This is a genomic window from Allobosea sp. RAF48 (assembly GCF_052114025.1).
In the GTDB taxonomy this organism is placed as follows: domain Bacteria; phylum Pseudomonadota; class Alphaproteobacteria; order Rhizobiales; family Beijerinckiaceae; genus Allobosea.
The window spans coordinates 17664-44098 of record NZ_JBFRDZ010000023.1 but is presented as its reverse complement, the minus strand read 5'-3'; the positions used below and the strand labels follow the sequence as shown (position 1 = coordinate 44098).

The 26435-nt window shown below is 62.7% G+C and carries 25 protein-coding genes and 2 pseudogenes; 14 read left to right on the top strand and 13 right to left on the bottom strand.

Features of this window, described 5'->3' with window-relative positions; translation table 11 throughout:
• Positions 1-17: 17 nt before the first annotated feature.
• The 3 genes from AB4Z10_RS27590 to AB4Z10_RS27580 all read right to left on the bottom strand — a co-directional run bounded on the left by AB4Z10_RS27590 (position 18) and on the right by AB4Z10_RS27580 (position 2859).
• The gene (locus AB4Z10_RS27590) at positions 18-431 is read right to left on the bottom strand and encodes a cyclophilin-like fold protein (protein WP_441473596.1); all 414 of its coding nucleotides are present in this window, start codon (positions 429-431) and stop codon (positions 18-20) included.
• A 125-nt stretch (positions 432-556) separates the two neighbouring features.
• Positions 557-1648, bottom strand: coding sequence for an alpha/beta hydrolase (locus AB4Z10_RS27585; RefSeq protein WP_441473595.1), 1092 nt, complete (start codon positions 1646-1648; stop codon positions 557-559).
• 23 nt (positions 1649-1671) lie between these two features.
• On the bottom strand, positions 1672-2859 hold the full coding sequence (locus AB4Z10_RS27580; protein ID WP_441473594.1) for an MFS transporter: 1188 nt from the start codon (positions 2857-2859) through the stop codon (positions 1672-1674).
• Positions 2860-2990: 131 nt separating this feature from the next.
• Between AB4Z10_RS27580 and AB4Z10_RS27575 the strand changes: the two genes are divergently transcribed.
• Positions 2991-3917, top strand: a complete 927-nt coding sequence (locus tag AB4Z10_RS27575) for a LysR family transcriptional regulator (protein ID WP_441473593.1) — start codon at positions 2991-2993, stop codon at positions 3915-3917.
• Between the two features lie 125 nt (positions 3918-4042).
• Positions 4043-4588 (top strand): putative immunity protein, encoded by a 546-nt coding sequence (locus AB4Z10_RS27570; protein WP_441473592.1) that lies wholly within the window; start codon positions 4043-4045, stop codon positions 4586-4588.
• A gap of 167 nt (positions 4589-4755) precedes the next feature.
• Here AB4Z10_RS27570 and paoC read toward each other — a convergent pair whose 3' ends face one another.
• From paoC to paoA, 3 genes are read right to left on the bottom strand one after another with little or no spacing between them, the layout of a single operon-like run.
• On the bottom strand, positions 4756-6963 hold the full coding sequence (paoC, locus tag AB4Z10_RS27565) for an aldehyde oxidoreductase molybdenum-binding subunit PaoC (RefSeq protein WP_441473591.1): 2208 nt from the start codon (positions 6961-6963) through the stop codon (positions 4756-4758).
• Positions 6964-6967: 4 nt separating this feature from the next.
• The gene (locus AB4Z10_RS27560; protein WP_441473590.1) at positions 6968-7918 is read right to left on the bottom strand and encodes an FAD binding domain-containing protein; all 951 of its coding nucleotides are present in this window, start codon (positions 7916-7918) and stop codon (positions 6968-6970) included.
• Positions 7915-8550 (bottom strand): aldehyde dehydrogenase iron-sulfur subunit PaoA, encoded by a 636-nt coding sequence (gene paoA, locus AB4Z10_RS27555; RefSeq protein ID WP_441473608.1) that lies wholly within the window; start codon positions 8548-8550, stop codon positions 7915-7917. The genes AB4Z10_RS27560 and paoA overlap by 4 nt, the downstream gene beginning before the upstream one ends.
• Before the next feature lie 823 nt (positions 8551-9373).
• Here paoA and AB4Z10_RS27550 point away from each other — a divergent pair.
• Together AB4Z10_RS27550 and AB4Z10_RS27545 are read left to right on the top strand one after the other, a co-directional pair.
• On the top strand, positions 9374-9724 hold the full coding sequence (locus tag AB4Z10_RS27550; RefSeq protein WP_441473589.1) for a DUF6894 family protein: 351 nt from the start codon (positions 9374-9376) through the stop codon (positions 9722-9724).
• A gap of 20 nt (positions 9725-9744) precedes the next feature.
• Positions 9745-10101: a response regulator gene (locus AB4Z10_RS27545; protein ID WP_441473588.1), complete on the top strand. Its 357-nt coding sequence runs from the start codon at positions 9745-9747 to the stop codon at positions 10099-10101.
• On the opposite strand, the gene AB4Z10_RS27540 is transcribed toward AB4Z10_RS27545, so the two are convergent.
• A complete protein-coding gene (locus tag AB4Z10_RS27540) occupies positions 10098-11627 on the bottom strand; it encodes a PAS domain-containing protein (RefSeq protein ID WP_441473587.1) in 1530 nt (509 codons plus the stop codon). The two genes, AB4Z10_RS27545 and AB4Z10_RS27540, sit on opposite strands and share 4 nt — an antisense overlap.
• 330 nt (positions 11628-11957) lie before the next feature.
• Positions 11958-12707, bottom strand: a complete 750-nt coding sequence (locus AB4Z10_RS27535) for a helix-turn-helix transcriptional regulator (RefSeq protein WP_441473586.1) — start codon at positions 12705-12707, stop codon at positions 11958-11960.
• Between the two features lie 177 nt (positions 12708-12884).
• Here AB4Z10_RS27535 and AB4Z10_RS27530 point away from each other — a divergent pair, with 177 nt between their 5' ends.
• The 4 genes from AB4Z10_RS27530 (at position 12885) to AB4Z10_RS27515 (ending at position 16400) form a co-directional block, all read left to right on the top strand.
• The gene (locus AB4Z10_RS27530) at positions 12885-13640 is read left to right on the top strand and encodes an SDR family oxidoreductase (protein WP_441473585.1); all 756 of its coding nucleotides are present in this window, start codon (positions 12885-12887) and stop codon (positions 13638-13640) included.
• A gap of 74 nt (positions 13641-13714) precedes the next feature.
• On the top strand, positions 13715-14320 hold the full coding sequence (locus tag AB4Z10_RS27525) for a lipocalin-like domain-containing protein (RefSeq protein WP_441473584.1): 606 nt from the start codon (positions 13715-13717) through the stop codon (positions 14318-14320).
• 36 nt (positions 14321-14356) lie between these two features.
• Positions 14357-15637 carry a M20 family metallopeptidase gene (locus tag AB4Z10_RS27520; protein WP_441473583.1) on the top strand — a complete coding sequence of 427 codons (1281 nt, stop codon included), beginning with the start codon at positions 14357-14359 and terminating at the stop codon, positions 15635-15637.
• A 94-nt stretch (positions 15638-15731) separates the two neighbouring features.
• On the top strand, positions 15732-16400 hold the full coding sequence (locus tag AB4Z10_RS27515) for a trimeric intracellular cation channel family protein (RefSeq protein WP_441473582.1): 669 nt from the start codon (positions 15732-15734) through the stop codon (positions 16398-16400).
• 419 nt (positions 16401-16819) lie between these two features.
• Here AB4Z10_RS27515 and AB4Z10_RS27510 read toward each other — a convergent pair whose 3' ends face one another.
• Entirely contained in the window at positions 16820-17356 is a 537-nt protein-coding gene (locus AB4Z10_RS27510; RefSeq protein WP_441473581.1) for a hypothetical protein, read from the bottom strand.
• A gap of 17 nt (positions 17357-17373) precedes the next feature.
• Positions 17374-17661: a PepSY domain-containing protein gene (locus tag AB4Z10_RS27505; protein ID WP_441473580.1), complete on the bottom strand. Its 288-nt coding sequence runs from the start codon at positions 17659-17661 to the stop codon at positions 17374-17376.
• 159 nt (positions 17662-17820) lie between these two features.
• Here AB4Z10_RS27505 and AB4Z10_RS27500 point away from each other — a divergent pair, with 159 nt between their 5' ends.
• Positions 17821-19134, top strand: coding sequence for an NRAMP family divalent metal transporter (locus AB4Z10_RS27500; protein ID WP_441473579.1), 1314 nt, complete (start codon positions 17821-17823; stop codon positions 19132-19134).
• A 391-nt stretch (positions 19135-19525) separates the two neighbouring features.
• Here the strand turns inward: AB4Z10_RS27500 and AB4Z10_RS27495 are convergent.
• Positions 19526-19642, bottom strand: a pseudogene (locus tag AB4Z10_RS27495) (IS3 family transposase); the annotation flags it as partial.
• Between the two features lie 178 nt (positions 19643-19820).
• Here AB4Z10_RS27495 and AB4Z10_RS27490 point away from each other — a divergent pair.
• The 5 genes and pseudogenes from AB4Z10_RS27490 to AB4Z10_RS27470 all read left to right on the top strand — a co-directional run bounded on the left by AB4Z10_RS27490 (position 19821) and on the right by AB4Z10_RS27470 (position 24031).
• The gene (locus AB4Z10_RS27490) at positions 19821-20315 is read left to right on the top strand and encodes a YciE/YciF ferroxidase family protein (protein WP_441473578.1); all 495 of its coding nucleotides are present in this window, start codon (positions 19821-19823) and stop codon (positions 20313-20315) included.
• Positions 20316-20515: 200 nt separating this feature from the next.
• Positions 20516-20788, top strand: a pseudogene (locus AB4Z10_RS27485) (integrase core domain-containing protein); the annotation flags it as partial.
• 2 nt (positions 20789-20790) lie between these two features.
• A complete protein-coding gene (locus AB4Z10_RS27480) occupies positions 20791-20988 on the top strand; it encodes a LuxR C-terminal-related transcriptional regulator (protein ID WP_441473607.1) in 198 nt (65 codons plus the stop codon).
• Positions 20989-21656: 668 nt separating this feature from the next.
• Complete coding sequence (locus AB4Z10_RS27475; protein WP_441473577.1) at positions 21657-23138, top strand: sensor histidine kinase; 1482 nt, start codon at positions 21657-21659, stop codon at positions 23136-23138.
• Positions 23139-23824: 686 nt separating this feature from the next.
• Complete coding sequence (locus AB4Z10_RS27470; RefSeq protein WP_441473576.1) at positions 23825-24031, top strand: hypothetical protein; 207 nt, start codon at positions 23825-23827, stop codon at positions 24029-24031.
• Positions 24032-24867: 836 nt separating this feature from the next.
• Here the strand turns inward: AB4Z10_RS27470 and AB4Z10_RS27465 are convergent.
• Both AB4Z10_RS27465 and AB4Z10_RS27460 read right to left on the bottom strand, forming a co-directional pair.
• On the bottom strand, positions 24868-25077 hold the full coding sequence (locus tag AB4Z10_RS27465) for a hypothetical protein (protein ID WP_441473575.1): 210 nt from the start codon (positions 25075-25077) through the stop codon (positions 24868-24870).
• Positions 25078-25480: 403 nt separating this feature from the next.
• Positions 25481-26086 (bottom strand): peptidase S14, encoded by a 606-nt coding sequence (locus AB4Z10_RS27460; RefSeq protein ID WP_441473574.1) that lies wholly within the window; start codon positions 26084-26086, stop codon positions 25481-25483.
• Between the last annotated feature and the right edge of the window lie 349 nt (positions 26087-26435).

Sequence of the window (26435 nt, the reverse complement as noted above, 5' to 3'; positions counted from 1 at the left end):
TGCCGCCTCCCAGCCATCTAATCCGCCCCCTCGACCCGCATCGAGATAGAGCCGGGTCGGTCGAAGATCGAAGCCCCGCCCTTCACTTCGCCGAGGATGATGATACCGGGCTGAGGGACCTCGCCATCACGATAGTAGACGACGAAGTGGTCCGGGCCCCAAAGCCCGATCGTCCCGCTCTTGAAGGCGCGCTGCCGCGCTGCGGCGGGCAGACCCGACGGCAAGCTTCCCGTTTTTTCCTGACGAAGGTGGTCCGTCATCGGAATGGTCAGGGGCAGCATGCCAAGCAGCGCTTTGGTCGCGGCGTTATCGGCGAGCTCCGCCGTAACGGAACCCCACTCCGACGAGATCTTGATGCGTTCCTGAGCCATTGCTGTTCCGATCGTTGCGAGGAGTATGGCGCCGGCGATCCGAGTGGCTTTGAGCGGCATTGTCCGATCCTCCGTAGTGATTGTCGTTCACCGAGCTCCCGCCGGTCCAGCGGCGGGAGCTCGGCCTGCGAGCCTTTGGCCGCCCACCGAGGGCGGCGGCCCCATCGCTTCGTGTCCGGTCGAGATTAGGCGAAGAGATGCCGGCCGAAGAAGCTGGCCAGCTTGTCGAACGGGATCACGTCGACCTTGTCGTAGAGATCGACGTGGCTGGCTCCCGGAATGATCATCAGTTCCTTCGGCTCCGCGGCCGCCGCATAGGCGATTTCGCTGAAGTAGCGCGAATGGGCTTTCTCGCCGTGGATCAGCAGAACCGGGCGCGGCGAGATCTCCTTGATGTAGGTCAGGAGCGGCATGTTCATGAACGAGAGCGGCGTCGTCCGGGTCCAGGAATTGCCCGAGTTGACCGCGCGCGGATGGTAGCCGCGCGGCGTCCGGTAATAGTCGTGGTAGTCGACCAGGAACTGCGCCTCGCCGCCTTTCAGATCATTGTAGGGCGGCTGGTAAGCCGGGGTTCCGTTCGCGGCGTCCACCCAGCGCTGCCGGCTCAGTTGCTCCAGCGTCTGCGTGCGCTGTTCAAGCGTCACGCTGTCGTTGTAGCCCTTCGACATGACGCGGGTCATGTCATACATGGTGCTGGCGACGACAGCCTTGACCCGCTTGTCCACGGCGACGGCGTTCAAGGCCATGCCGCCCCAGCCGCAAATGCCGATGACGCCGATCCGCTCGCGGTCGACCGACGGGTGAAGGCCGAGATAGTCGACGGCTGCGCTGAAATCCTCCGTGTTGATATCCGGCGAGGCGACGTTGCGGGGCTCGCCACCGCTTTCACCCGTGAAGGAGGCGTCGAAGGCCAGCGTGACGAATCCGCGCTCCGCCATCGTCTGCGCGTAGAGGCCTGACGACTGTTCCTTCACCGCTCCGAACGGCCCGCCAACGGCCAGCGCCGCCAGCCGCCGATCGCCTTGGCCCTGGGGCAAATAGAGATCACCCGCCAGGGTGATGCCGTATCGGTTCTTGAAGGTGACCTTCCGATGATCGACCTTCTCGCTCTTCGGGAAAATCTTGTCCCAGTCCGCTGCCATGCCTTGAGCCTTTGCTTTGGAGAGGTTGAAGAGTGATGCGGGTGCCAAGGCGGCAACGCCCGCACCGGTCAGCTTCATCAAGTCGCGACGGTCCAGTCGTGCGGACGACGCTGTGATCGTGTTGGAGGTGTCCATCGTTATCTCCCCGTTCTCTGTGACTATTCGGGCTTCAGCAGACGTTTTCCGTTGCCGATCAGCGCGATGCCGATGGCGGCCAGAGCGACGCTCCCCAGGAGGGTCGCGAAGATCGACAGGCCATCGAGCAGCATCCCGCCGACCACGGCCCCGAGCAGGATCGAGGCTTGGATCGCGGCCACCATCAGGCTTCCGGCGGCCTCCGGCGCATCGTCGACGTTCTGCGACATCCAGGTCATCCAGATCACCGGCATGGCGGTGTTCATCGCACCCCAGACAGCCAGGAAGAGGCCCACTGCGGCTACCGAGCCGCCGAGCAGCAGGAGACCAATCGTGCAGCCGCCCATCAGCAGCGCGGGCAGCTTCAGGAGAGGAGCGACGTTGCCATGCAGCAAGCGGCTGGAGCCCCAGGTTCCAACGAAGCCAGCGCAGCCGAGAACCAGCAGCAGGATCGACAGCGTCGTCACGTCGGCTCCCGTCACCTGTTCGAGGAACGGGCGCAGGTAGGTGAACATCGTGAAGGCCGAGCCCCAGGACAGCATCGACGCGATCAGGCCGCGCAGGAAATACGGGCGCTTCAGCAGGCCGAACATGGTCCGGAAATCCTGCGGCTGGCGCGCGGGCAGCGGCGGCAGGGCGATCACATGCCAGACGAGGTTGACGGCGACGATCGGCGTCAGCGCCCAGAACACCGCGCGCCAGCCGGACAGACCGCCGAGATAGCTGCCGACGGGCGCGGCGAAGGCTGCCGCGATCGCTTGCCCGCCATACATCAGGGCCAGCGCGCGAGGCACCTCGCTTTCAGGAACCAGGCGCATGATCACGGCCGTTGCAAGCGCCCAGAATCCACCGATGCAGATCCCGAGCAGGGCGCGACCGAGCATCAGCACCGCGAAGTTCGGGGCGGCCGCGACCAGGACCAGCGAGACCAGCATGAAGGCCGTCATCGCAACCAGGACCCATTTCCGGTTCAGCGTCCCGGCGGCCGTGGTGATGACCATGCTCGCCACCACCGCGAAGAGACCGCTGATCGAGATCGCTTGACCCGTCTGGCCCTCGGTCGCGCGCAACCCCTCGGCCATCGGCGTCAGCAGGCTGACCGGCATGAACTCGGAAGCGATCAGCATCGCCACGCAAAGCGCCATTGAGAGGACGGCGCCCCAGGCGGCGGTCGACTTGGTTCTTTCCTCAGATACGGCGATAGCCGCCATGTTGGGTCGCTCCTGCATCTGTTGATGCGGTGCAAAATAGCGGTTCAGGCTCGGAACGATTACTCGCCGAAATTGGAATGCACTGATCGATGCGATCGATTAATCTCGGCGCGCAGGCACCGAGGGTTCTCATGGACAAGACCGATCTCAACCAGCTCCGGTGGTTTCAGATCGTGGCCGAGGAGCACAGCTTCACCCGGGCGGCGGCGAAGATCGGCGTCGCGCAATCGACTCTCAGCTACGCGATCAAGCAGCTCGAAGATCGCATGGGCGTTCGCCTTCTGACCCGGACCACGCGCAATGTCGCGACCACGACCGCGGGCGAGCGTCTGCTCCAGACGATTGCGCCGCGGATCGCGGAGATAGAGGACGAGATCGCGGAGCTGACGGCGTTGCGCGACAAGCCGTCGGGCTCGGTCAGGCTGACACTATCCGACCATGCGCTTGAAAGCGTGGTCTGGCCGAAGCTCAGGCCGGTCCTGCGGGATTATCCCGACATCCACGTCGAACTCATCCTCGACAGCACCTTCCGCAACATCGTTGAGGAGGGTTTCGACGCAGGGGTCCGTCTGGGTGAGAGCGTCGAGAAGGACATGATCGCGGTCCGCATCGGCCGGGACTGGCGGCTGGTAGCAGTCGCTTCGCCCGGATATCTCGCTGCGCACGGAGTGCCGGACCATCCTCAGGACCTAGTCGGGCATGTCTGCATCAACATGCGCCACGAAACAGCCGGCGGGCTTTATGCTTGGGAGTTTGAAAAAGCCGGAAAGGAATTGCGTGTCCGGGTGAGCGGCCAGCTCACCTTCAACAACTCCTACGCCATGATCGATGCGGCGGTGAACGGCTATGGCATCGCCTACGTCCCCGACGACATAGTGGAGCGGCAGATCGCGTCGGGCGAACTGGTCCTGGTGCTGGACGACTGGTCGCCCTTTTTCGACGGCTATTTCCTTTACTATCCCAGCCGCCGCCAGAACCTTCCCGCCTTCAAGGTCGTTGTCGACGCTTTGCGCTACCGAAGCCAGGCAGGATCAGGACGGTCTTCCGGCCTGGGCTGAAAGTCCGCTTTCCGGCAGGCCTCGAATGTCCGGAGTTGGCGCGGAGCTGCCCCGCAGCTTCCGGGGCTCGAGGCGACCGCTATGGATCGGGGGCGGAAGCTCTCGACGAATGCTATTGTTCCGCGGTGATCCCGAATCTCTCCGCCGTGGAACTCAGCTTGTTGGACCTTCGAGAGGTCACGGGTTACGCGATTTCCTGCGCGCTCCCCGCGTTGGAGATCTTCGAGCACGCCTACTCGAACGATAAACGACCGCGTCTGGCTATTGAGGCGGCGGCGGAGTTTGTGGACGGCGCAAAACGGAGCGCTGCGCTGCGCAATAGCGCTTGGGGAGCCCAGCGCGCAGCTAACCGAGCCCGACAAGATGGACTGTTGGCGGCTACAAGTGCGGCCAGGGGCGCGATGGCCGCCGCGGGCGCGGCGTTTCTCCATCCTTTGCCGATGTCGACGCAGGTGAAGCATATCCTGGGTGCCGCCTCATATGCCGCACACGCATTCGAGATGTCGTCTGGCGGAAATCCGGCGGCCGGATTTGAGGCGATCCGCACCGCCTGTACCTTGGCATCACCCGCGACCATTACCGTACTGCGACGCTACCCCGCACCACCACCCGGCGGCGGCAGGGTTGGAGAGCTGATACGTGAGCTGGATCGGCTACTCCGGGAGCGATAGTAGGCAGGTCCGAACTGGGTCGAAAGGGCTCACCTAATCCGGTCCGGTACGTCCGCTTCCGGGCGAAACTTCAATGTCCGAATGTGGCGCAACATGCCTAATCGGCTGTTGCGCAGTCCCTATGGGCAGGTGCCACCCGACCGCTGCAGACGCTGGCGCAGCGGCACTTAGGCGGCGTCGGGCATGCGGGCTAGCAGCTTGTCGAGCGTGATTGGGTAATCGCGCACGCGCACACCGGTCGCGTTGTAGATGGCGTTCGCAACCGCCGCCCCAACCCCGCAAATGCCGAGTTCGCCAACGCCCTTGGCCTTCATCGGCGAGGACATCGGATCGGTCTCGTCCAGGAACACGACCTCCTGATGCGGGATATCGGCATGCACCGGTACCTCGTAGCCGGCGAGGTCATGGTTCACGAAAAATCCGCGGCGCTTGTCGACCGCCAGTTCCTCCATCAGCGCCGCGCCAGCACCCATCGACATCGCGCCGATAACCTGGCTGCGCGCCGTCTTCGGATTGAGAATGCGCCCGGCTGCGCAGACGGCGAGCATCCGCCGGATGCGCGTCTCGGCCGTTGCCACATCCACGCCGACCTCGACGAAATGGGCACCGAAAGTCGACTGCTGGTGGGTCTCGTCGAGATCCCCGTATTCGATCGTATCCTCCCCGGTCAGCGGCACGCCCTCGGCCGCGCTTGCCAGAGGCAGGCTGCGGTTGCCGGCTCTGACCTCGCCATCGGCGAACACCGCCTCGTCCGAATTGACCCCGAGCTTCCGCGCCACGGCCTCGCGCAGTTTGACGCAGGCCGCGTAGACGCCTGCCGTCGAGCTGTTGCCACCCCATTGACCACCGGATCCGGCCGAAACAGGAAAGGCTGAGTCGCCGAGCTTCACGACAACCTTGTCCAGCTCGACACCCAGCATCTCCGCGGCGGTCTGGCCGATGATGGTGTAGCTGCCGGTCCCAATATCAGTCATATCGGTCTCGACCGTGACGACGCCCCCAGCGTCGAGGCTGACCCGCGCTCCGGATTTCATCACCAGATTGTTGCGGAAAGCGGCCGCGACACCGAAGCCAACCAGCCAGTTGCCCTCGCGCATCTGCCCCGGGCGCGGGGGGCGGCGCGACCAACCGAAGCGCTCGGCCCCGATCCCCAAGCACTCGTCGAGCCGCCGCATCGAGAAGGGTCGCTCCGGCTTCTCGGGATCGACCTGCGTCTCGTTGAGCAGGCGGAAGGCGATCGGATCCAGCGCCAGCTTCTCGGCCATCTCGTCCATCGCCGTTTCCAGCGCCATCAGGCCCGGAGCCTCGCCCGGAGCGCGCATGGCATTGCCTTCAGGCAGGTCCAACTCGGCAAGGCGCATCGCCGTCATCCGGTTGGCACCGGCATAGAGCAGCCGCGTCTGCTGCACCGCGAGCTCCGGCCCACCTCCCTTAAGGTCACCCGACCAGCTCTCATGGCCAATCGCGGTGAGCTTTCCCTCCTTCGTCGCACCCAACCTGATCCGCTGAATCGTGGCCGGTCGATGGGTCGTGTTGTTGATTATCAACGGACGCGTCAGGGCCACCTTGACCGGCCGCTTGGCGAGGCGCGCTCCGAGTGCCGCCAGCAGCGCGTCGGCGCGCAGGAAAAGCTTGCCGCCGAAGCCGCCGCCGATGAAGGGCGACACGATGCGGATGTTCTCCTTCGGAATGCCTAGCATCGTCGCCATGTCGGTGACGCCCCAGGCAACCATCTGGTTGGAGGTCCATAGCGTTAGCTTCTCGCCTTCCCAGGCAGCGAGCGTGGCATGCGGCTCCATCATCGCATGGCTCTCATCAGGCGTCGTATAGGTCTCGTCGAGCTTCACCCCCGCCCTCGCGAAAGCCCCCGCGAAATCCCCCACATGGGTGTCGTCGAGGCTGGGATCGTCGCCCTCGGGCTTGGCAGCTTTATCTTTTGCAGCCTTGAGATCGAAGGCGCCTTTGGCGGCCGCATAGTCGATCTTGATCAGGCAGGCCGCAGCGCGGGCCTGCTCGAAGCTCTCGGCCACGACCAGCGCGACGGCCTGATGATAATGTTCCACCTCCGGCCCCGCCAGAAGGCGGGCCGTGTTGCGCTTGCCTTTCTTCAGGTTGCCCGCCTCTTTCGCCGTCACGATAGCGAGCACGCCCGGCGCCTTGCGCGCGGCCTCGTAGTCGATCGAAGCGATCCGGCCCTTGGCGATGCCGGCGCCCACGACATAGCCATAGGCCTGGTTCGGAACGACATCGTGCTGCTCATAGGCATAGCGCGCCGTGCCGGTGACCTTGCGCGGACCGTCGATCCGGTCATACGGCCGGCCGACCACCTGCTGTCGGTCGATCGGGTTGTCAGTTGCGGGCTTGTCGAATTTCATAAGTTCAGCCCCTCGCCTGAGCCAGCACCGCGCCGAGCGTGCGCTCGACCAGCGGCAGTTTGAATGCGTTGTCATGGGTCGGCCTTGCATCGGCCAGAAGCGCGTCCGTCGCCGCTTTCGCCCCGCGGCTGATCTCGGCCTCGGCCTCTCCGACACGCCAGGGTTTGGGCGCGACACCGCCAAGCGCGATCCGCACACTGCCGTCGCGCTGTACGATCGCCGCGACAGAGATCAGCGCGAAAGCGTAGGAGGCCCGGTCGCGCACCTTGCGATAGATCTGCGTGCCGCCAACGGGCTTCGGCAGCTTTACCGCCGTGATGAGTTCGCCCTTATCCAGAATAGTTTCGAGATTGGGGGCCTTGCCCGGCAGACGGTGCAGTTCCGCGACCGGGATGGAACGCGTCGATCGATCCGCCTTGACCGTCTCGACGGTGGCGTCGAGCACCCGCATCGCGACGGCCATGTCGGAGGGATGCGTCGCGATGCACGCATCACTGACGCCGACGACGGCAAGTTGGCGCGAGAACCCACCGATCGCCGAGCAGCCGCTGCCCGGCTGGCGTTTGTTGCAGGGCTGCGCCGTGTCGTAGAAATAAGGGCAGCGCGTCCGCTGCAGCAGGTTGCCGGCGGTCGTCGCGCGATTGCGCAACTGGCCGGATGCGCCTGCCAGCAAAGCCCGCGACAGCACGGCGTAATCGCGCCGCACCCGGTCATCGGCCGCCAGAGCGGTGTTGCGCACCAGCGCGCCGATACGCAAACCGCCTTCCGAGGTCGGCTCGATCTTGTCCAGGCCGAGCCCGTTAACATCGATCAGATGCGCGGGCGTCTCGATCTGCAGCTTCATCAAGTCGAGCAGATTTGTGCCGCCGGCAATGAACTTCGCTGCCGGGTGCTTGGCAGCAGCCGCTGCGGCATCGGCGGGCGAAGCCGCGTTCTCGTAGGAAAAAGCTCTCACGCGCGCCTCCCGGCGACTTCGATCATCGCCTCGACGATGTTGGAATAGGCGCCGCAGCGGCAGATGTTGCCGCTCATGCGCTCGCGGATCTCGGCTTCGGTGACAGCCATCGCGCCGGTGAGATCGGCGCTCACATGGCTCGGGATGCCGGCCTTGATCTCGTCGAGCACGGCAACGCCTGAGCAGATCTGCCCAGGGGTGCAGTAGCCGCATTGGAAGCCGTCATGCTTCACGAACGCCGCCTGCATCGGGTGCAGGTCGTCGACGCCGCCCAGTCCTTCGATGGTCGTGACCTCGGCTCCAGGGTTCATGATCGCCAGCGTCAGGCAGGAATTGATCCGCTGCCCATCGACCAGCACAGTGCAAGCGCCGCATTGACCGTGGTCGCAGCCCTTCTTGGTGCCCGTTAGGTGAAGATGCTCGCGCAGCGCATCCAGCAGCGTCGTGCGCGTATCAAGTTCAAGCTGGTGGCTTTGTCCATTTACGCTAAACGAGACCTCGCTCAGCACTGGTTTTCCGCTCGGCGCCGGCTGCGCCCGCGTGCCCGTCGCCGTGGCGGGAAAGGCGGCACAAGCGCCAGCGACAACCATCAAGTCACGCCGTTTCATGTCCAGTTCTCCGGGAGTTGGCATAYCAGCCTCTGATTTTGGCAAACCGCGGCCAAGGCTGGCCTCCCGCACGCCGCGTCGCGAAAGAGAACAACCGAAAGAGCGACTAGTTCATTATCGTTCTAAGATGTTCCGCTCACGTGATCGTCAGGTCGCTGGGTCTGTAGCGCTGCTCGGGCGCCGATCGCGGTCCGGCTTCCTACCCAGCCCAAGAGTGCCGTGGGGTCTCCAGCAGCGATGTCAGCATCGTCGGCCGCGATGGTAACACAGACGAGACCAACGCAGCTGAAGGCGCAGGCATCGGCGGCGCGCGGGCAAGCTCGCCGGCCTCCGCATGCTGGCCATCCCTGGCATCGGCCTCGTCGTCGCCGCGGACTGGCTTGCCTCGACCACCACAGGTGCGGTCGCGGGTGCTGCTGGCGGACTGGTCGGCTCCTTTGCGAAGGAAGGCCACGACAAAGACGAGGCCGCGTACTACGCCGAGACTGTTCGCCGCGGCGGTTCGGTCTTTTCGGTGCGCCCCGAGCCGGAGCACGAGGCACCGTCGAGGCTATTCTCGACGGCGCGACTCCCATCGATCGTACGACCCGAGAGTCAGAGTACCGCGCCGGTGGTGGGAACGCTTCGACGAGAACGCCGTGCCTTACCAGCGGTATGATCGACTGCAATTAAGAGACGGCCCTGGGTTCACCGGGGCCTTTTTCTTGGTCAGGCCGATCCGGCCAAGATGGCTGCAGGACTGGCGCTCCGCGGACCGCCAGTCCTAGATCGCCCGGCGCTGCCAAAAAGGATTGAAGAAGCAAGATAACAAGCGTTTTTCTTGGCGGCACCCGCACGATGACGGAACATGAGGGTCTCCAGCCCGTTCGGTCCTCATCGGGGGACAACCGGTCCAGAGCTCATGCCAAGATTCAAGATCCGTACGGACAATGGCGACGGTCCGGATGACACCGGCGACTCGATCGAATTCCCGCATGAGAAGGCCGCTCGCGAAGACGCGCAAAAAGCGCTCGCTGAGATGGCCAGGGACAGGATGCCGCTGGACCGAGACACACATTTCAGCGTGGAAGTCGAGAACGAAGCGGGGCGGCGCATCTACAAGGGTTCATTGGATTTGTCGGAAAATAAAGAACCGACAGAACCCGATTCGGCGAAGACCGATGTCTCCTGTCAACAAAGATCGAGACCTCGCGAGTAAGCGCGAGCGGAGTATGCTCAATGGCACCGCCTATTGCATTGGTCGTCGAGGACGAGCCGATCCTCATGATCCAGGCGGTAACCGTGATCGAGGACGCGGGGTTTGAAGTCCTTGAAGCCCGGAACGCCGACGAAGCGATCTCCATCCTCCAAAGGCGAGACGACATTCGGGTTGTGGTCACTGATGTGCAGATGCCCGGGTCTATGGACGGGCTGAAGCTCGCAAGAGCCGTTCGAGACCGATGGCCTCCCGTGCTCATCATCGTGGTCTCCGGACAAGTGAAGCCAAAGAAGGGCGACCTACCCGACGACATCGCATTCCTGTCGAAGCCTTATAGCGACAAGCAGATGCACGACGCGCTCGCCCTCATTGGCTAATCCATGAAGGACCCAATGTTGCGCCGGAACAGCTCCTCGTCGTCGGGGGTGCCGCTGATCTTGTCCTGCTCAGGCATCGGCGCGATGATGGTGAAGACGAGACCTGAGGGTAGATAGCGAATCTCTCCCTTGCCGTTCAGTTCTGCCGCCAGGACCTTTTCAATCAGTCGCGTGCCGAAGCCGTTGCGCGAAGGCTTCCCCTTGACTGACGGCCCGGCGACTTCTTGCCAACGGAACTCGATCATCTCCTGCGCGCCATGCCTGGTGACGTGCCAATCCACATTCACGTGCCCTTCTGGAACAGAGAGCGCTCCATATTTTACGGCGTTCGTGCTGAGCTCGTGTAAGGCGAGCACCATCGCCATGGCGGCGCGAGGGCCCAAGCTGACGTTCGGGCCGCCGACACGGAACCTGTTAGCTCCGGGCACTTCGAAGGACTGCAGGGCGATGGCCACGCTCTCGGCGATCGTGGCGCTCTGCCACTCCTCCCGCGTCAGAAGATCGTGTGCCGACGCCAGCGATTGCATGCGCGCGGTGAGAACCTCGGATGCCTCCTTCAGCGACGAGGCGTTGCGCAGCGTCTGCGTCGCGATGGACTGGATCGTCGCCATCGAATTCTTGACCCGGTGCTTCAGTTCCGCCGTCAGCAAAAGGCGCTGTTCCTCGTTTCGACGATTTTCCGTCATATCGAGCGTGACGCCCGACATGCTGATCGGCTTGTCATCGAAACCGTAGTGAACCCGCCCTCGGGCCAACATCCAGCGGCTCTCGCCAGCCGGTGTTACAATGCGAAATTCGTGTTCGTAGTCCGAGTGGTTCTCGACGGCCTCCCTGATTGAGAGCTGCATCCGCTCGCGCTCGGCGGGCACGATTGACTCGATCAGCTGTTCGTAGGTGAAGGGGTCGCTAGGCTCCCTGCCGAAATTGCGCTTGCAGATATCCGAACAGCTCAAACGCATTTCTGCCAGGTCCAGTGTCCAGGACCCGAGCCGTGCCGCCTGCATGGTGAAGCGGAGACGTTCTTCCGACAGGCGAAGCTCGTGGCTGTGCCTATCGACGTCCTTTTCGAGCTTATCGTGTTCCTCCTGCAGGCGAACCAACCGGTCGCGCTCCAACGTCACATCGAACTGCGACGCAAAGAAATAGGTGAGATGCCCATCCTCATCAAACACCGGAGAGACCAGCACGCGGTTGTGAAAACGCGAGCCGTCCTTGCGGTGGTTGATGATCTCCGTCTCGATCTGCGATCGCCGGGCTATCGCATCACGCAGCCGCTTGACGTCGGCCGGATCGGTGTCAGGCCCCTGAAGAAACCGACAGTTTCGGCCGACGACCTCCTCTCTTGTATAGCCTGTGAGGCGCAGGAACGCGTCGTTGGCGAAGACGATCGGATTATCCGGCTGGTTGGGATCCGTAATCAGCATTGGCATTCGCGTGGCACGGACCGCCGCGGCGAAGGGATCGGACGAGTTTGTGACCCTCATGATCTCTGCGTCGATACGATCGTGTTCGGTCTCGGCGCTCATTGATCGCGTGATCTCCTCATGCATTGCCTTTTTATCCGAGCTGTTAGCGAGGCTACATGTCTTTTGCTGTCCTGCCTCGTACCTGTATGGAGCGTCTCAAAGCGGAGCGGCCCCGTGATGCCTCAGTGAGTTTGAGGGAATAAAATCGGGCAGGACGCGGACGGTTCCCGCTTCGCCCAATAGAGCGGTAAAATGTGCTGCGGCTGCGAACCGCGTTGGGTGAAATGCGCCGCGTTTAAACGACGCTCCTAGTTTCGGTCGTAAGACAATGAGGCAGTAGTCCCTTGATCGGGTGAGTTCGCTCCCCGGAAGCGGGCGCAGCCCCGCTGGCTATCGTGAAGGGCCCGACCTCAGGATGCCCGCCATCACGGCGCGCAGGACGAGTTGCGCACGAGAATTGGCGCCGAGCTTCGACTTCGCCGCCTCGACATGAGCGTGCACAGTGTTCGGCGACAGGCCGAGGATCATGCCGATCTGTGGGTCGCTGCGACCTGCCGCGACCCACCTGAGGCATTCAACTTCGCGCTGGGTCAGCGACGGCGGTTCGGCGCGCATGGGAAGAAGCGCTAGACCGGCACGAGCATAGGCTTCGCACATGCCCTGCAAAAGGAAGCGCTGATAGTCGGCGAGCTCCAGCAGGTGGTCAGCTCCCAGGAGAACAAGGCCCACTTCGTCGTACCCGGCGCGGATTGGCGAGCAAAGCCCGTCCACCAGCCCGTGCTTGCGACTATCCGCAAGGATGGAAGCGCCGTTGCGCGAGGGAGCGGCAACTTCATTGAGCGTGAAGGCTGCGCTCATATGGCACGCTGCCATTACGATGGGATCGTCGAGCGAGTAGTGCTGACTCTGGTATCGCTCGGCCCAACCGGGCGTCGTCTGCCCAAATAGATACCCGGCCCCGTGGAACTGGCCCTCGCCGAAGACTCTAAGATACCCGGCGCTATGGTACCCCAGCCTCTCGATCCGGCCCGCGAAAATGAGGTCGAGTTCGGCACAGTTCCCGGCTTCGGACAGCGCGGACGCGATTCCTTGCGCCGCGACCTTGAACGCATCTAGCGGAAGTGCGGGAGACGCTAACATCGGTCATTTCCCCGTAAAAGCGTCAATCATCCCCATCTAAGGCAGTCGAAAAGAGCGAATTTGAGCCCGACATTGTCCTGCCGCCGCTTCTCCGTCTGTTTCTCCTCTGATCAGGTCGGTGGCCTGTCGACCGGCTGGCTCCGATACTCTGCGTCCGCAGGATTTGGAGAACACGTCATGCGCAGGGTTTTGGTCACGGCGGGTGCCTCGGGCATCGGCAAGGAGATAGCCGCGGCCTTCCTGTCGGCCGGCGACAGCGTCTACACCTGTGACATCAACCGGACCGTGCTGGAAGCTGCGGTACGCGAGCTACCGGGTCTAAAGCACGGGTTATGCGATGTGGGCGACCGCAACCAAATCGGAGCGATGGTGGCGGACGCGGTCTCGCAACTCGGCGGCATAGATATCCTCATCAACAATGCCGGGATCGCCGGGCCGACCGCGCGGGTACAGGATGTCGATCCCGACCAGTGGGAAGCGGTCCTGAAGGTCGATCTGACGGGAACATTCCTCGTCACAAAGGCCGCAATTCCGCATCTGATCGCGTCGAGGGATGGCGTCATCTTGATCATGTCGTCGGCGGCCGGACGTTTCGGATATCCCAACCGAAGCCCGTACTCGACGGTCAAGTGGGGCCTGATCGGCTTTATGAAAACGCTTTCGATGGAACTCGGTGTCCACAGTATCCGGGTGAACGCCATCCTGCCTGGCGCTGTCGATGGCGAGCGGATCCAAAAGGTATTCCAGGGCCGGGCTGAGGCAACCGGAAAATCGCTCGACACAATCAAGGCAGAAGCCATGTCCAACCAGTCGCTCCAATATCTGGTGGATCCGAAGGACATTGCGGCTTTGGCTGTCTTTCTTGCCTCGGACGCCGCCAGGTCGATCTCCGGCCAGATCGTGCCGATCGACGGCGACATGCAACGAAACTGAACTCGGCGCCGCCTCTATCGGCGCAATCACTCACCTTGAAGCGGATGCGCTCCATTGGCGTAAGGAGAATGACCATGCGGAGCAGAAGTCTGCGCGAGCGCCTGATCGGCGCCTGGAGCCTGGTATCCTACGAAGAACGGCCGGTCGACGGTTCGCCATCGTTTTATCCCATGGGCACTTCGCCGAAGGGGATCATCATGTACACGCCGGATGGCTTCATGTCGGCGCAATTGTCGAAGCCCGACCGCAAGCCGTTCTCCTCCGGCGACTGGTTCCAGGCCTCGGATACTGAATTCAGGGACGAGGCGTCCAGCTACATCGCCTATACCGGCCCATTCCAGGTCGATGAGGAAAGGGAGCAACTCACCCATTCGATGTTCATTTCTCTGTTACCGAACTGGGCCGGCCAGACCCAGCCCCGCCTCGTCCGGATCGAGGGTGATCGATTGTTTCTCAGCACGGCGAGCCCGATCTCGTCGGTGGGTAGGACCGTCAATTCGTACCTCGCCTGGCGGCGAGCCGATATCTCGACCATGCAAATGTCAAGCTGGAGACCGAGCCTGCACGGCATTAGCCGAACCTGCACCAAACATCCCACTCCTGATCTCCGCCGGATCGATTTGAGCCTTCAGCGCGTTCTCATGACCACTGCCCAAACTTCGGGGATCGTCCGGGTCTGAATGACTGCCGAGGGAAAGCACAGCAAGGAGATCATCATGGCTGAGCACGCCTCTTCCGAAACCGCATCCGTTGTCTTGACGGATCTGAACAAGCTGATGCCCGATCTCGAGGCGCTCTATAAGGACGTCCACGCACACCCCGAACTGTCGATGCAGGAGACGCGAACGGCGAGTCTCGCCGCGAACAAGCTCAGGAAAGCCGGTTTCGAGGTGACAACTGGCGTGGGAAAGACGGGCGTGGTCGGATTGCTTCGCAAYGGCGAGGGGCCGACGGTCATGCTGCGCGCCGACATGGACGCGTTGCCGATCGCCGAGAACACTGGCCTGGACTATGCCAGCAAGGTCACAGGGAAGGACGCCGAAGGCAGCACCGTCCCAGTGGGCCATATGTGCGGCCATGACGTGCACGTCGCCTGGCTCGTTGGCGCGGCGACGTTGCTGTCGCAGAAGCGCGATGCCTGGAAGGGCACCTTGATGGCCGTCTTCCAGCCGGGCGAGGAAACCGCGCAAGGCGCTCAGGCGATGATCGATGACGGTCTGCTTCAACGTTTCCCAACGCCCGATGTCGTACTTGGCCAGCATGTCATGGTCGGCCCCGCCGGCAGCGTTGCCGGAAGCGCTGGACCGATCACGTCCGCTGCGGACAGCCTGCAAATCCGCCTGTTCGGGCGCGGCGCGCACGGGTCGATGCCGCAGGCCAGCATCGATCCCGTCGTCATGGCGGCATCCGTGGTCCTGCGGCTCCAGACTATCGTGTCCCGCGAGGTTGCCGCAAACGACGCGGCAGTCGTCACTGTGGGCGTGCTACAGGCTGGCACCAAGGAAAACGTCATCCCTGACGACGCCGTCATCAAGCTCAATGTGCGCACATTCGACGAAGGCGTGCGCAAGCATGTGCTCGCCGCCATCGAGCGGATCGTCAATGCTGAGGCCGAAGCCTCCGGCGCGCCGCGCAAACCGGAGATCACGCCGCTCGATCGCTACCCTTTGAACGTCAACGACGAAACCGCCAGCAACCGCATCGCCGCAGCGTTTCGCGGCTATTTTTCGCCCGATCGGGTGAAGTATACTGGTCCCGCCCCTGCGAGCGAGGATTTTGGTTGTTTCGGCACCGCATGGCAGGCGCCTTCGGTATTCTGGTTCGTGGGTGGCAACGATCCCAAGGTCTATGCCGAGGCTAAAGCGGCCGGCAGGTTGAACGAACTGCCAGTCAATCACAGCCCGCAATTCGCGCCGGTTCTGCATCCCACGCTGGAAACGGGCGTCGAGGCGCTGGTCGTCGGAGCGCTCGCTTGGCTGGGCGCGAACACAAAATGAACTGCTCTAACCGATTGCGTCGGAGATCAGTCTCATTTGAATGCTGTTCGGTCCTTTCGTCCGGATGCGCTAGGATTTCGCGGGCGGATTCGTCATGATCGCCATCGAAACCTTTGTGCGAATTCTCGACCTGGGCGGCACCTTCGTTTTCGCGATCAGCGGGGCGGTTGCCGCAGTCAATCGCCGCCTCGACATCTTCGGTATCCTCGTCCTATCGTTCGTTACCGGCAATTTTGGCGGCATCACTCGTGACGTCCTCATCGGCGCCATCCCGCCTGCCGCTCTGACGGATTGGCGGTATCTGCTGGTCTCAGTCCTGGCCGGGCTCATCACCTTCTTCTGGTATGCCGGCGTCGATAAGCTGCGTAGCCCCGTCCTCCTGTTCGACGCGGTGGGCCTTTCGTTTTTCGCGGTGGTCGGTGCACAGAAGGCGCTTGTGTTCGGACTAAACCCGGTGATGTCAGCGCTTCTGGGCATGCTGACCGGAATCGGCGGCGGCATGACGCGCGATGTTCTGCTTGCGGAGATTCCACAGGTATTGCGTTCCGATTTATACGCCGTCGCAGCGCTGACCGCCGCGACTTTCGTTGTTACCGGCCATGTGCTCGGCCTTTCCTATGGCGTTTCAGCGCTGGCTGGAGCCGCCGTGTGCTTCGGCCTTCGCTTCATGGCGATCACGCGTGGTTGGCATCTTCCGATCGCGCATCTCTCCGCGCAGCGGCGCGCCGAAAGAGATAATTCGGACGACGATCGACGGCGATGAACACCCCAATTTAGTGCACAATCATCTTCCCATTTTCAGGTAGTTGCCCGCCCACAACCGGGCCGCCACTATAGGTACTTCCGCGAGTTGCCTCCATGATTGGTCTGAAAATGTGGCCCGGTCCGCTTGTGCGGAGCCGGGCTCACTTCAGACGTGACCCGTGAACCTTCCCTTCGGCTTCCGATTAACGCAACGACGTCGGGCGCGAGAAGATCGTGCTTTTCAGCCCATGACGCGAACAAGCCGCGCGCCGTCCGGTTCAACCTCGATGACATCGAGGACATCGGCGGATGCGTAACACAATGGAATTCAGAGGCGCCGCCATCGCTGGCGCACGCGGTTGCAAAATCTCTCGGAACGGTGGAGCAGGCCGGCAGATACCCAGCCGACCTGCTCGAAGTCAGGATATCAATCCAAAATCAGATCACGGGGTGGCGATAGGGATCCGCTGCTTCGTCGAATCGGTTCCACCCGCCGGCACGATACTCGGCAAGGCGCTGATCGCGATTGATGGGCGTGGCACCGTCGAGAATGGCCTCGACGGCCGGCACCTGGTCGTCGGCGACGCGAACCGAAACCACGGTGCCGCCGCGGCGAACGGTTTCGGCGTAGTAGTTTGCATCTTCCTCGCTATGGCCGGCGCTGGTCAGGGCGCCAACGATGCCCCCTGCGACGCCGCCGGCGGCCGCACCTGCGGCTGTGGACGCCAGCCACCCGGCCGCGACGACGGGACCTATGCCGGGAATGGCCAGCAGCCCGATGCCGGCTAAGAGGCCAGCCGCGCCACCCAAGGCAGCACCGATGCCAGCTCCTTCGCCCGCGTTGCTGTCATCGGCCTCGGCATGGCGGCCAACTACGCTGATGTCCGCGGAACTCACGCCCCCGGCTTCAAGGGCTTCGACAACCGAGCGAGCGGTCTCGTAGCTTTCGTAGGAACGGGTCAGGGTCTGGGTCATGATAGTCGCTCCTCGGATCAGTTACGGGTAATGTTGCCGCGATAGTCGACAGAGACGGTGACCGTCGCGCCACTGTGTGTCGCAGTGCCCTTCCAGACGCCATTGTTGTCCTTCTTGAGCTCGCCGATGTTCGTGTAGCCGTTCGCCTCGAGGCGGCTCTTGGCCTGGCCTTCGGTGAAGCTGTTGGCGCCCGGGAGCGGCGCATTCCTGTCGGCATCCGCCTTCGGCGCCGGCATGGGGGAGGTGGTCGACGTTTGAGCGTGCGCGCCGAACGACGTAATCGCCGCCAGGACGCTGAGCACCATCAGGTGTTTTCTCATCGGAGAGGCCCTTAACTTGACGCGGCATGTGCCGCTGGAATGCCTCTCGAACCGCTTGCACGATGATTCTGTTCCCGTCGTCAGCCTACGGCGGAACGAAGATCCCGGCGGGCCGTTGTTCCCGCGCCCTCCGGGAATGTCGCAATGTCAAATATCTCCGACCTGACTTCTTCGCCCCCGACGCCGAGGCCGATCACATGGAGAGGATGGCGCGGCGCCGCAGTCTTTAAGCAGCTCGGCCCCGGGCTGATCACTGGCGCCGCAGACGACGATCCGTCCGGCATCGCGACTTATTCGCAAGCCGGCGCCCAGTTCGGCTACAACATGCTTTGGTCTATGGCGCTGACCTATCCCCTGATGTCGGCGGTACAACTTGTCAGCGCCCAGATCGGCCGGGTAACCGGCTCCGGCCTGGCTCGGAATCTCAAGAACGTGCTGCCAAAGTGGGCATTGCTCGGCTTAGTCGGGCTGCTGTTCATTGCCAACACCATCAACATCGGCGCCAACCTGGCAGCAATGGGCGCAGCCGGCTCGCTGGCAATCGGCGGGCCCAGCTTGCTCTACACCGTCGCGCTGGCAGGCGTTTCGCTGACCCTGCAGCTCTTCATCTCCTATGAAACCTACGCCAACTATCTCAAATGGCTGACGTTGGTACTGCTGGCCTATGTCGCGGTGGTCTTCGTCGTGAAGATCGACTGGGCCGCAGTCGGTTCCGGCTTCGTCGCGCCAAAGCTGACGCTCTCCGGAGACACGGTCACGATGATCGTCGCGATCTTCGGCACTACCATCAGCCCCTATCTCCTTTTCTGGCAAAGCAGCCAGGAGGTTGAGGAGATCGAGCGAAAGGACGAAGACGAACCGTTGCGTAAGGCGCCGGAGCAAGCAGATCGGCAACTGCAGCGGATCCGGCTGGACACCTTCGTCGGAATGGCCGTCTCCAACCTGGTCGCGATTGCGATCATCATCAGTACCGCGGCGACGCTCCATGCCAGCGGCAAGACCGAAATCGGAAGCGCATCGGATGCCGCCGAGGCGCTACGCCCCGTCGCGGGCGATTTTGCCTTCGAACTGTTCAGCCTCGGCATCATCGGAACTGGCTTGCTCTCGCTCCCGGTGCTCGCGGGATCGGCTGCTTACGCGCTGGGTGAGGCCCAAGGGTGGAAATGCGGTCTCGAAAACAAGCCGTGGGAAGCGGTAGGGTTTTATTCGGTCATCGCGGTCGCGACTGTCCTCGGCGTTGGTCTCGACTTCACCCCCTTCGATCCGATGAAGGCGCTGTTCTGGAGCGCTGTCGTAAATGGCTACGTCGCCGTTCCGGTGATGGCAGCTATGATGTGGGTTGGCTCGCAACGCGACAGCATGGGACGCTTCGTCACCAACGGTTTCGTGCGCGTCCTAGGGTGGGGCGCCACGTTGGTGATGGCTGCCGCCGCCGCATCGATGGCTGTCTTTCACTGACGTTGGTCGCGATCATGCAGTTCGCGATTGTCGGTAGTGCAGCAGGACGTTTCGCTTCAGATCCTCTTAATCCAAGGCCATTGGAGCGAATGCTCCGACCAGGTAAGCAATCTTGGTTCCCTCAGCATCCCGCTGTTCTTCCGGACGCGCATCTCTAATTTCTTTCCAAATCGCGTCCAGCGCCGCATAGGCACGAGCGGATCGGCCGAGTCGCTCAGGGTCGAAAACGGCATGTCTTCCTCCCAAAAAAAAAGGTACGGCGAAGTCAGATTTTAGTAGCGTCGCCCGCCCGCAAGAGCTCGATCCGCGGGAACCGAAACGCCCCCGCCAAAACGCCTCCTGATCCGTCCGATCTCAGTAGGCGCTATCGCCTCGCCCACCAGGGCTAAACCTCCGTCACGCCAATCGAGCGGATCGCGTCGGCAACGGATTGCCCCTGCGAGACCAACACATCGACCTGGCGTAGCTTCGCGACGATCTCTTCGGGCTTGTGGCGCTTCTTCGGCATCTCGGTCCTCCTGTCTGCCAAAAGACATACTTCAGGGTGGACCAATTCAACGGGGGTGGATCAGAATGCTGGCGAGCAATTCTTCGAGAGGATCGTTCCGGTTTTGACTTCGTGTCGATGGAGGAACCTACGCATCCTCCTTCTGTTGAGAGAGTCTCACCCACTTAAGGAGGCTCCAATGGCGACCGAACCCAAGAAGCTCGACGATCTGTTCCTCGATACCCTTAGGGACATTTTCTATGCCGAAAAGCAGATCCTGAAGGCGTTGCCCAAGATGGCGCGCGCGGCGACGTCCTCCGAGGTCAAGAAGGCCTTCGAGACCCACCGCGACGAAACCGAAACCCACGTCGAGCGGCTCGCTGAAATCTTCGAAATCCTGGGCAAGGCCCCGCGCGGCAAGACCTGCGACGCCATCCTAGGTATCATCGACGAGGGCAAGAGCATCATCGAGGAGTTCGAGGGTAGCCCAGCCCTCGACGCAGGTCTGGTTGCCGCAGCGCAAGCGGTCGAGCATTACGAGATCGCCCGCTATGGCACGCTCAAAGCCTGGGCCGCTCAATTGGGACTGAAGGACGCAGTGACGTTGCTCGACCAGACGCTAAGCGAGGAAACCAAGACGGATCAGCTTCTCTCGAAGATCGGCGTCTCGGCGGCGAACAAGAAAGCGGCTTGAGCCGCGCCCGCGGCCTCTCGGCGGCTTTTCCCCCGGCGACGCCAAGCGATCCCCCTCACATCATCGTCCGCCCTGAAATCAGGGCGGACCTCGCCAGGATCGGGAGATGACAGCAGCGCTCGAAATTCGCCGTTTGGGAGCGCAGTGGGCGCTCGATGACGGCGACACGGTCACTCACATGGCCGAGCCGACGAGAAGGGCCATCGAGTCCCTGGGAGAACGGCTTCATCGAGTCGTTCAATGCCCGGTTGCGCGACGAACTCCTCGACGGCGAGATCTTCTACTCACTCGCGGAGGCGAAGACCGTCGTCGAAAGCTGGCGGCGCCACTTCAACACGCTGCGCCCACACGGCTCGCTCGGCTACAAGCCTCGCGCGCCAGAGGTCTTCATCCCAGCCATGACCGCGCGGGCGGCTGCGCAAACCAGACCGGCTACGCCGCCCGCGCTAGCGCCGAGGCCAACCGTGCACTAACGATCAAGCCGGACCTCTCGGCGGGGGCGGATCAGTTCCTGCTTGGCCTGGTCGCGGGCGAGACGAACAAGGAAATCGCACGACGGCTTGGCATTAGCCCCCGCACAGTGGAAAATCACCGCGCACATGTCATGGAGCGGCTGGGCGCTGAGACTCTATCGGAAGCTGCGCTGCTGGCTGCCTCGGCAGGCCATTTATAGGCCTGAAGCTCCGAGTGAGGTCGATCTCAATACGCACCCTACCGGAATAGCGACCTAGTTTGGAAATGATGGCCGGTTCAGGTGCCCGTCCCGTATTGCCGTATTGGCTATCTTCATCTGGAGCTCGATCAGACGCGGCTGTCGTGATCCATCAGGGACGGTGCGGACATATTCCGGCCCTGCAGAGCGTCCTTCTGCGAAGTGTGCATACACAGATAGTCCCCCGGATTGCGAACGACTCTCAGTAGGCCGACCTTAAAACCTTACTAATGTGAGCAAGTTCCGGGAAATCTGCTCGCTAGCTTCCGCGTGAATGCGCCAACTCCAGACATTGTATGATCGCCCGGAAGCAGACGTTTACACGCGATGACCTGTTGTGTGGCCGGCGCGAGCGAACCGAGCTCGCCCGGGACTACCAGACGCAGATCTTGCTCAGCGCCGAGCGAGCGACCTCCTCGATGCCCGTCGCCGCCAGTGCTTTTGCCGCGGAGGTCCCTAGATCGACAGGCCGGAGTGTCTTTTGACACGCTCGGGAACCGTCGTGCCTGTTACTCGTTCTGGAGAGGGCTCGAAGGCCGCTTGTGGCGGCTTGGAATGTCCGCCACAACCGGCTGCGGGCCGGATAGGGTTTGCGACGTCGCATTTCTGGTCGGTTGGGGGATACGACCATGGAGCAGCGAGCCTGGCCGGTCGGACAGGGCGAGATCGTGGCAATGCTGCGGCGCTGGACAGGCCAGGAAACCGAGCTCGGGGCGCCATCCGGCTGGCCGCCTCATCTGCGCGATGCCCTGCAACTGATCCTGCTGTCGCCATCGGCGATAACGCTGCTCTGGGGAGAGCGGGGGCTGATGTTCTACAATGACGCCTATTCGGTCATTGCCGGTGCCAGGCACCCGGCCACGCTCGGGATGAGCGTCTTCGAAGCCTGGCCCGAGGTCGAGGCATTCAACCGGGCAGTGATGGCGGAGGTTTTCGCCGGGCAATCGTCCTCCTATCGCGACCTGCCCTTTGTATTCTACAGGACCGGCGCGGCCGAAGAAGTGTGGCTGAACGTCGATTACAGCCCTGTGCTGGATGAGACAGGCAAGGTCGCGGGCGTGCTTGCGCTCGTCACCGAGACGACGGAGCGCGTGCACGCAGAGCAGGCGCTGCGGCGGCGCGAGCAGGAACTGGCGCAGGTCCAGAAAATCGGCCGTGTGGGTGGGCTCGAGGTGGATCTGCGCTCGGGCTTCCGCAACCGCCGCTCGCCGGAATATCTGCTGATCCATGGCCTGCCGCCCGAGGCGGCCCAGGAAACGCATGAAGATTGGGTCCGGCGCATCCATCCCGAGGAACGGCAGGCGGTCGAAAGCCATTTCCGCGCGGCGGTGCAAGGGACAGACACCGAATATCAGGCGGAGTATCGCATCATCCGGCCTTCCGATGGGGCGGTGCGCTGGATCTCGGCGACCGCGCAGATCGAGCGCGATGCAGACGACAAGGCGATACGTCTCGTCGGAGCGCATCTCGACGTCACCCAGCGCAAGGAGGCGGAGGCCGAGCAGCGCCTGCTCATGCAGGAGCTGGCGCATCGCGTTAAGAATACCCTGGCCATGATCCAGGCGCTGGCTTCCCAGACCTTCCGTGATGCGCACTCGCTCGAAGCGGCGCGCGAGATCTTCGGCGCCCGCCTGGCGGCGCTTGCGCGCGCCCATGATCTCCTGGTCGGTGGCCGGCGCGCCGATGCGAGGGTGGCCGACATTGCGCGGAGCGTCATAGCGCTTCAGGGCGATGCGGCGCGCTTCCGGATCCAGGGAGGCGAAGTTGTGCTCGGGCCGAAAGCCGCTCTCGCGCTGACGCTGATCCTGCACGAGCTGACGACGAACGCCGTGAAGTACGGCGCGCTCTCCAATCAGACCGGCATCGTCACGCTCAACTGGGGCGTGGATGATATGGAGGGCGTCAAGCAGTTCCGGCTGCGCTGGCAGGAGAGCGGCGGTCCGCCCGTGACACCGCCATCGCGCAAGGGGTTCGGCACCCGGCTTATCGAACGCTCCTTCCCGGCCGTGCGGACCGGCACCGCCAGCGTCTATCTGCCCGCTGGGTTGATCTTCACGCTCGACGCGCCCCTCCACTCGCTCGACGGGGGAGCCAGTGAAGCCGGCTCTTGACACTCGGGCGCCGATGCCAGCCGTCGCTCCCGCTGGCGGGGCCTTTTTCGTTATGCAAAGGCTCTTGAAGCGACCCGCCAGCGAGCTAGATTTTTTACCGCAGAATCCTGGCGAAGGAAGGAGCGATGCCATTCTCCTCGTGGAATGACCCATTGACCTCGCTCGGGCACAGGCGGCTTTGGATGCCGCGTAGAACGATGTCAGATCGGCCATTCCCAATGCGATTGCTGAGAAGGAGAGGACCAGGTTGGCCTACCTAGTGGCGGCCTTGTTCACGGCCGCAGAAGATGAGGTAGACCTGAAGGAAAAGGCCCTCGATCGATACCGACAATAAGCTGATGTGTAACAGGCGCACGGAGCGGAACCAAACAACGGTCTGAACGTTCTCGCTGCGCCACTACCGCTCCGTCAGCCGCGATAGTGACGATGGTTACTCTGCTAAGATGACCATCGAAGGGAGCCGGTGCAGCCCCCCAGCCGCCCGGTTCCCTTCTTATACCGCCGATCAGGAGCACGCCGCGGATGTGCCAGCGGCGGCCGATCGGCCGGGACCAACGAATTTGGAAGCGACCGTTCCCCTGCGTGCGACAACGATGATCGGCCCGATCTCCGAAGGCGATCGGGCCATCTGTCATTTGAGGAACTGCGCCCCTCGGCGTGTGTTCATGGCCCAAGGAGGATACGCCATGAATGCACTGACTTTAGCTCTGCTCTTCGCAGTCGCGATCGCCACGACAGCCTGTAGCACGACCGAGCAGCGCGTCGGCGGAGCCGCGGTCGGAGCCGGCACGGGCGCCGCAGTGGGCGGCCCGGTTGGCGCGGTTGTCGGCGGAGCAGCAGGTGCTGTTACAGCGCCAACGGTCGTGCGGGAGACGCGGCGGGCGACGCGCTGAACCATTATGCCTCTTGCATCGCGGAAGACAAGGACGCCCCGCGGCCGAACGATACCGACGACCATCCGCCAAATGATTTAGGCCCGCTGGCTTCGGCGGGCGGGCCTTTTTTCGTGTGCCGCGGACGGCAGATAGCTCTCAACGAAGGGCCAGGGGCAGCACCACAACCGCGGCTAGAGCAACCACGATAGCCGTCCGGATCAAAACGCCGTGAATGCGGGCCATTGAGGCCTCTGAGGTATTGGGCGCACGCATAACAAGCCCTCCCGCAGACCAGCCTTGCTGATCTGCGGCGGTAGCGCAACGTTCTGGCCCCACTCTGACCGCATCGCCCTGCGCTGTGATGGCGCGGTCAAAGTTAGCGTTCATGGGACCTCGTGGAGGCGCTGACTAGTTCGCCATGTGCAGGTAGCAGGATCAGCCGAGGTTAGCTTTCGAAGTGCCGAACGTGTCGCAAGCTGGAACTTCTTTAACGAGAACCAGTTCTTGGCCTGGGGCAGTCGTAAGCTCGCCGGACCGCCAAATGCCGAGTCCTCGCTGGAGGATGACGATGCCGTACCTGACAAAAAGCCGCACATTCCCGACCGCAGAACTTATCGAAACTCCCGAACAGTTCCGCGAGGCTCTTGAGCGCTTGCGGTTCCTAGAATGCGAGGCTGAAGACTCTCCCAGAGGGCGCGAGAGGGCAGAGCTTGAGCTCAGTATTTGTCGCTATCTCGCAGGCTGCGAGCATCGAGTTCGCTAGGCGCGCGCGGGGCGATGGCCGCCACGAGGCCGTTTGAGGGGTCTACCGTAGCAGCGCTTGCCTGCCGGTCAATTTTATAGGGAGTTGCATTTCACTGATTCGGCTGGTGTTTCGCCTGCTCCAGGCTGGCGCGGGCTAGCATCGCCTCAAGCTGGGCGAGCGCAGTCATGGGAAGGACGAGCAGCACGTCGGAATCGCCCGCCGTCTCAAATTTCACTGCGGCATCGCCGCGCACGTCGCTGCTCAACTGGATCATTGTCGGCTGAATCACCGGGTTCTCAATGGTTGGCTTTTCGGACATCACTTGACTCTCTCAGCGTATTGTCCATCAGGCCCGATCCCGCTTCGGCGGGGGCTAGGCTTTCCATTTCGGAACTAATGTCGCTAGGTCGGGTTTCCAGGCCGGATTTCAGAGAAGTGCTCGATCTCAGGTCGAGCAATGGGCTGGAGGCCCAAGTGAACCCCGCCACCCCATGGCGGGGTTTGCCGTTTCAAATGCATCGCCAATTAACATCTGCGCAGCTCAAAGGGAGTTGGGTCAAGGTTTTTCGCCATCTGTCCTGCTGCCGGTTTTGTGGACACCGTGATGACGTGTTTCATGAAGCCGGAGGTGGCGTCTGCAGCGAAGCGAACAGCAGCGCTGCGTCTTGGTTGCCGCCGGCAGCACGCTTTGCCAGTCAGCCTGCCGGTCAAGGCAGACAGAGCTATATCACGCCTTCGATAAGCCCGAGATTATGGGCCTCATTGGCTTCTATGTACCAATTTTCCGGCGCCAGCCTCAGCACCTGCTCCATGGTCACCGCCGAGCCGGCGATAAGATTCTGGAACCCCTCGTTCTGGATCTGGATCGAATGCTCGATCTCGTTCAGCTTGGCTTTCAGATTGGCGATGCACATGGTCAAGGGGCCATCGAGGATGACATTGGCCTGGAGCTTGCGCTCGTGGATCATGAGCCGCGTACCGCGCGTCAGATAGCGGTTCGGGCGAGCGAAGAAGCTCATGAAGGTCGCGCCGGCGGAGTAAATGGCGGTCTTGCCGAGGAAGACGAAGCGCCGGCCCGGTTCCTGCTCGCTGTGAAACCGAACGTCCTCGCCCATCATCCGCGCCACTTCGGGATCGCCTCCCAGGGTGCTGAGCTCGATGACGACGACGCCCTCCAGAGGAGCCGTCATGAGGCGGTCCCGGAAGAAGGCGTACATCATATTATCGACAACCCCTGCCAGCAGAATCGGCGGGTTCAGGAAATCGCTGGCTTGCAAGGCGCGAAAAAGATCGGGCTGGGCGCCGTCGGCGGGCGAGGGCAGGTTCATGGGCATCCATCAGTCGGGTGGGTCTGGCGGCAAAACTCACGGGCGATATGGCGGTTCCTGAACGGCGGACCGCGCGTGAGATGTCTCGCGGTCGGTCCTTAGCTCTCGATGAGATGCGGCCCTCGACAGTGCGAGCCACATCCATCCCGCTGCCCAGCATCGATCGCGCCGAGCAGCCCAAGCGGGGGAACCTAGCGAGCAGCGGCTGGTTCGGGAAAACGTTCGACGCTGGATTCAAGCCGATTGCGGCGTCAAAGCCGAGCCACTGATCGATACGCCCGAACAGCCATCACGACCCGCTTCGAAAACGCCCACATCGCGAATGTAGTCGGGCTATCCCGCGATTGCC

Coding starts and splice junctions, on each gene's coding strand:
- AB4Z10_RS27515 (WP_441473582.1), top strand. CDS start 15,732: ATGATCGCCATCGAAACCTTTGTGCGAATTCTCGACCTGGGCGGCACC.
- AB4Z10_RS27590 (WP_441473596.1), bottom strand. CDS start 431: ATGCCGCTCAAAGCCACTCGGATCGCCGGCGCCATACTCCTCGCAACG.
- AB4Z10_RS27475 (WP_441473577.1), top strand. CDS start 21,657: ATGGAGCAGCGAGCCTGGCCGGTCGGACAGGGCGAGATCGTGGCAATG.
- paoA (WP_441473608.1), bottom strand. CDS start 8,550: ATGCCAACTCCCGGAGAACTGGACATGAAACGGCGTGACTTGATGGTT.
- paoC (WP_441473591.1), bottom strand. CDS start 6,963: ATGAAATTCGACAAGCCCGCAACTGACAACCCGATCGACCGACAGCAG.
- AB4Z10_RS27535 (WP_441473586.1), bottom strand. CDS start 12,707: ATGTTAGCGTCTCCCGCACTTCCGCTAGATGCGTTCAAGGTCGCGGCG.
- AB4Z10_RS27465 (WP_441473575.1), bottom strand. CDS start 25,077: ATGTCCGAAAAGCCAACCATTGAGAACCCGGTGATTCAGCCGACAATG.
- AB4Z10_RS27550 (WP_441473589.1), top strand. CDS start 9,374: ATGAGGGTCTCCAGCCCGTTCGGTCCTCATCGGGGGACAACCGGTCCA.
- AB4Z10_RS27470 (WP_441473576.1), top strand. CDS start 23,825: ATGAATGCACTGACTTTAGCTCTGCTCTTCGCAGTCGCGATCGCCACG.
- AB4Z10_RS27525 (WP_441473584.1), top strand. CDS start 13,715: ATGCGGAGCAGAAGTCTGCGCGAGCGCCTGATCGGCGCCTGGAGCCTG.
- AB4Z10_RS27575 (WP_441473593.1), top strand. CDS start 2,991: ATGGACAAGACCGATCTCAACCAGCTCCGGTGGTTTCAGATCGTGGCC.
- AB4Z10_RS27580 (WP_441473594.1), bottom strand. CDS start 2,859: ATGGCGGCTATCGCCGTATCTGAGGAAAGAACCAAGTCGACCGCCGCC.
- AB4Z10_RS27510 (WP_441473581.1), bottom strand. CDS start 17,356: ATGACCCAGACCCTGACCCGTTCCTACGAAAGCTACGAGACCGCTCGC.
- AB4Z10_RS27505 (WP_441473580.1), bottom strand. CDS start 17,661: ATGGTGCTCAGCGTCCTGGCGGCGATTACGTCGTTCGGCGCGCACGCT.
- AB4Z10_RS27490 (WP_441473578.1), top strand. CDS start 19,821: ATGGCGACCGAACCCAAGAAGCTCGACGATCTGTTCCTCGATACCCTT.
- AB4Z10_RS27530 (WP_441473585.1), top strand. CDS start 12,885: ATGCGCAGGGTTTTGGTCACGGCGGGTGCCTCGGGCATCGGCAAGGAG.
- AB4Z10_RS27585 (WP_441473595.1), bottom strand. CDS start 1,648: ATGGACACCTCCAACACGATCACAGCGTCGTCCGCACGACTGGACCGT.
- AB4Z10_RS27545 (WP_441473588.1), top strand. CDS start 9,745: ATGGCACCGCCTATTGCATTGGTCGTCGAGGACGAGCCGATCCTCATG.
- AB4Z10_RS27460 (WP_441473574.1), bottom strand. CDS start 26,086: ATGAACCTGCCCTCGCCCGCCGACGGCGCCCAGCCCGATCTTTTTCGC.
- AB4Z10_RS27540 (WP_441473587.1), bottom strand. CDS start 11,627: ATGAGCGCCGAGACCGAACACGATCGTATCGACGCAGAGATCATGAGG.
- AB4Z10_RS27500 (WP_441473579.1), top strand. CDS start 17,821: ATGTCAAATATCTCCGACCTGACTTCTTCGCCCCCGACGCCGAGGCCG.